The sequence below is a fragment of the Microbacterium sp. zg.Y909 genome (assembly GCF_024626565.1).
Genome location: NZ_JANJFJ010000423.1, coordinates 1 through 3,626, shown reverse-complemented (window position 1 = coordinate 3,626; position 3,626 = coordinate 1). Strand labels below are relative to the sequence as shown.

Below are 3,626 nucleotides of genomic sequence, written 5' to 3'. Positions count from 1 at the left end.
TCGTCGAGGTTCAGCGCCAGGCCGGCGGTGCCGTCCGCGAAGCGGACCAGCTCGTTCGCCATCACGCCGGGGAGTCCCTCGACGTGGGCGATGCCGTCTGCGGCGTCGATGACGGTGCCGACCTCGGTCGCCGCGGCCCCGGAGGGCTCGTATGCGGCGACGAAGTCCTTCAGCGCGTCACGGATGACGTCGGGGCTGATGGAGAGTTCTGCCATGGTCTTCCTTCGTGTTCATGGGACCTCACGGCCCCGAAATCTCCGCTCCGCTGAGCGGGAAGCTCTAACCGGCCAGCTTTTGGCGCAGGTCGTGCAGACGACTCGACACGCTGGCGTCGATGACGTCGTCCGCGATCTCCACCCGCACTCCGCCGACGACCGAGGGGTCGATGACGACGTTGAGGGAGATCTCGGTGCCGTACCGCTGCGACAGCGCAGCGGTGAGGCGCTCGGCCTGCGGGGCGCTCAGCGGCCTGGCGGCGATGACCGTGGCCACCGACCGTCCTCGCTGCTGCGCGACCAGGCGCATCGCACGGCCGATCAGCTGCCGTACACGACGCTCGCGCGGCTGCTGCACAGCCGACGAGACGATGAGGGTCGTGGCCACGCTGGTACGGCCGCGCAGCAGACTCTCGACAAGCGTGCCCTTGGCCGACGCCTCGCCGAGGCGGCTGCCCAGAGCCAGTTCCAGTTCGGGATTGGCGGCGATGGTGCGCACCACCTCGAACAGCTCACCCTCGATGTCGGAGCCGGGCTCCGCGATCGCGGCGGCACGGATGCCGAGCTCCTCGATCCCGTCGACGAGGTCCGACGCCGAGGACCACCGCTGCTGCGCCGCGGCCGAGAGCAGGGACACCGTGGTGGATCCGTACGTGCCGAACACGTGCGAGACCACCTGTGCCCGCGCGCCGGGCGCAGCAGAGGAGTCGGCAAGCGCGCCGCTCAGCTGGGACGAGTCGCCCAGCGTCCGCGCCGCGGCGAACAGCTCGCGAGCGACGTCGAGGTCGACCGACGACGCCGCGGCGAGCGCGGCCGTCGTCGCCGCCCGGGCCTGAGTGGTCGCGCTGCCCATTACTTGGACGCCTCAGACGACTCGAGCTCGGCCAGGAAGCGATCCACGACGGCCTGAGCCTTCGCGTCGTCCGACAGGCTCTCGCCGATCACACCGCCCGCGAGGTCGAGGGCAAGCCCGCCCACCTCGCTGCGCAGCGAGACGAGCGCCGTCTGACGCTCGGCCTCGATCTGGGCGTGAGCGGCAGCGGTGAGGCGCGCTGCCTCGGAGGAAGCGGCATCCTTCGCCTCGGCGACGATCTTCTTGCCGTCCTCACGGGCGGCCTCGCGGATCTCACCGGCTTCCTTGCGGGCCTCGGCCAGCTGAGCGGTGTACTGCTCGAGGGCGGCCTCAGCCTTGCGCTGGGCCTCGTCGGCCTTGGCGATGTTGCCCTCGATCGAAGCGGCACGCTCGTCGAGCAGCGTCTTCATCTTGGGAAGGGCGACCTTCCACATGACGAACAGGATGATGACGAAGCAGACCGCCGACCAGATGATGTCGTACCAGGCGGGGATCAGCGGGTTGGGCGTGCCACCCTCTTCCGCGGCGTACGCGACAAGAGCGTTCAGCATCCTGTCTCCTTAGGGCTGGAGGGGGCGATTAGTTCGTGAAGATGAAGTAGGTGGCGATGCCGATGAAGGCGAGCGCCTCGGTGAAGGCGATACCGATCCACATGAGCACCTGCAGGCGGCCGGCCAGCTCGGGCTGACGGGCGACGCCCTCGATCGTCTTGCCGACGACGATGCCCACACCGATGGCGGGTCCGATGGCGGCGAGGCCGTAGCCCATCGTCGCGACGTTGCCGCTGAGCTCGGCGAGAACCGTAGTTGCATCCACGGGGGTTTTTCCTTTCGGTTATGGGCGGCTGTGAGCCGACCCGCTTAGTGCTCTTCGGCGACCGCGAGCTGGATGTAGACCGCGGTGAGGAGAGCGAAGACGTAGGCCTGGAGGACGGCCACGAGGATTTCGAAGAGTGTGAAGACGAAGCCGAAGGCGAGGGAGCCCGCAGCCAGCGCCGACCACCAGCCGCCGAGGTCGAGCAGGAAGAACTGCGTCGCGGCGAAGAAGAGGACCAGCAGCAGGTGCCCGACCATCATGTTCATCAGAAGTCGGAGGGTCAGCGTGACCGGCCGGATGATGAAGGTCGAGATCAGCTCGATGGGCGTGACGATGATGTAGATCGGCCACGGCACACCGGTGGGGAAGAGCGCGTTCTTGAAGAAGTTCTTCGGGCTCTTCTTGATGCCGGCGTAGATGAAGGTGACGTAGCTGACGACCGCGAGCAGCAGCGGAACGGCGACGATCGCGGTGCCGGCGATGTTCATGAACGGGATGATTCCCGTGATGTTCATGAAGAGCACCATGAAGAAGATCGTGCTGAGGATCGGCAGGAACCGCTGGCCGTCCTTCTTGCCGAGCAGGTCTTCGGCGATGTTGACCCGGACGAAGTCCAGCCCCATCTCGACGATGCTCTGGAAGCGGCCGGGGACGACCTTCATGCGTCGGGTGCCGATCCAGAAGATCAGCACGATCGCGAGGGTCGCGATGAACTGGATCAGGTGGATCCGGTTGATGACGAGGTCGCCGATCTGGAAGACGGCTTCGGGGAAGAACTCGTCAATCGAGGGTCCGTGGAATCCGCCTTCGTCGGCGGTGGGGGCGATCAGTGTCGCAGCGTGAATCAACAGCGCGGGCTCCAGCTTCGGGGCGCCGGTGCGGGACCGGTGCGACGATGGTCGATGAGCGTCACTCCACAAATGCTCCGGGTGATGGAGCGGGGCGGGCGCATGTCAACACTATCAAACTCCCGGGGCGCTCAGAGCCGCCCGGGGGCGTCATCAGGCCCCTCGCCGACTTCCTCGGCGGTCGGGAGGGTCACATCGCTCGCGTGCGGCACGCGCGAGCGCATCAGCACGATCACGTCGATGATGAGCGACGCGATGATGCCGACGACGAGCGAGACGAAGAACACGGTGGGGTTGAGCCACTCCTGCCCGCGCAGCACGAGCAGGACGATGATGAAGACGACGAACTTCAGGATCCAGCCGCCGAGAACGATGCCGAAGAAGATCGGCACATACAGCGCGTCGCCGTACCACCGGTTGGCGATGAGGATGCTCCCACCGGTGATGCCGAGGAAGGCGAAGGCCAGCCCGACACCCACCAGGGCGCTCCACAGTCCTTCGACTCCCCCGGCCGCGTAGCCGGCCACGGCACCGATGACGGCGAGGATCGCCGTCACGGCGGCCGACCACAGCAGGGTGGTGCGCAGGACGGGGGTACTGGACACGGGGTTGGGGGTCATCGGGTCTCCTGGAGGGCGGGACGGACGCGTCGGGCGGGCGTGAGGGTGACCACGAGGCAGGCGATGGCGCCGATGGCACCGAAGACGACGCCCGGCAGATACTGCCCGGGCCAGTCGGCCGTCGTACCGATGTACATCAGCAGCACCGCGAGGCTGACCACCGCCGTCCAGGCGTAGAAGATCAGCACGGCGTCGCGGTCGGAGTGGCCCATGTCGAGCATGCGGTGGTGCAGGTGCTTGCGGTCGGGTGAGAACGGGGACTTGCCGGCGCGCA

The 3,626-nt window shown here is 67.3% G+C and carries 5 protein-coding genes and 2 pseudogenes; all 7 read right to left on the bottom strand.

The window, feature by feature from the left end; all coding sequences use genetic code 11:
• Positions 1-215, bottom strand: a pseudogene (locus tag NQ160_RS20610) (F0F1 ATP synthase subunit alpha); the annotation flags it as partial.
• Between the two features lie 64 nt (positions 216-279).
• Positions 280-1,068, bottom strand: coding sequence for a F0F1 ATP synthase subunit delta (locus NQ160_RS20605; protein WP_257516956.1), 789 nt, complete (start codon positions 1,066-1,068; stop codon positions 280-282).
• Positions 1,068-1,619, bottom strand: a complete 552-nt coding sequence (locus NQ160_RS20600; protein ID WP_257495043.1) for a F0F1 ATP synthase subunit B — start codon at positions 1,617-1,619, stop codon at positions 1,068-1,070. The genes NQ160_RS20605 and NQ160_RS20600 overlap by 1 nt, the downstream gene beginning before the upstream one ends.
• A 28-nt stretch (positions 1,620-1,647) precedes the next feature.
• Positions 1,648-1,884: an ATP synthase F0 subunit C gene (gene atpE / locus NQ160_RS20595; protein ID WP_141380743.1), complete on the bottom strand. Its 237-nt coding sequence runs from the start codon at positions 1,882-1,884 to the stop codon at positions 1,648-1,650.
• A gap of 44 nt (positions 1,885-1,928) precedes the next feature.
• The gene (gene atpB / locus NQ160_RS20590; protein ID WP_257516957.1) at positions 1,929-2,729 is read right to left on the bottom strand and encodes a F0F1 ATP synthase subunit A; all 801 of its coding nucleotides are present in this window, start codon (positions 2,727-2,729) and stop codon (positions 1,929-1,931) included.
• Between the two features lie 134 nt (positions 2,730-2,863).
• Positions 2,864-3,352, bottom strand: a complete 489-nt coding sequence (locus NQ160_RS20585) for a hypothetical protein (RefSeq protein ID WP_257516955.1) — start codon at positions 3,350-3,352, stop codon at positions 2,864-2,866.
• A pseudogene (locus NQ160_RS20580) lies at positions 3,349-3,626 on the bottom strand (undecaprenyl/decaprenyl-phosphate alpha-N-acetylglucosaminyl 1-phosphate transferase); the annotation flags it as partial. The gene NQ160_RS20585 and the pseudogene NQ160_RS20580, both read right to left, overlap by 4 nt.

Excerpts from the sequence above, each read along its gene's own strand:
- NQ160_RS20605 (WP_257516956.1), bottom strand. The coding sequence starts at position 1,068 with ATGGGCAGCGCGACCACTCAGGCCCGGGCGGCGACGACGGCCGCGCTC.
- NQ160_RS20600 (WP_257495043.1), bottom strand. The coding sequence starts at position 1,619 with ATGCTGAACGCTCTTGTCGCGTACGCCGCGGAAGAGGGTGGCACGCCC.
- NQ160_RS20585 (WP_257516955.1), bottom strand. The coding sequence starts at position 3,352 with ATGACCCCCAACCCCGTGTCCAGTACCCCCGTCCTGCGCACCACCCTG.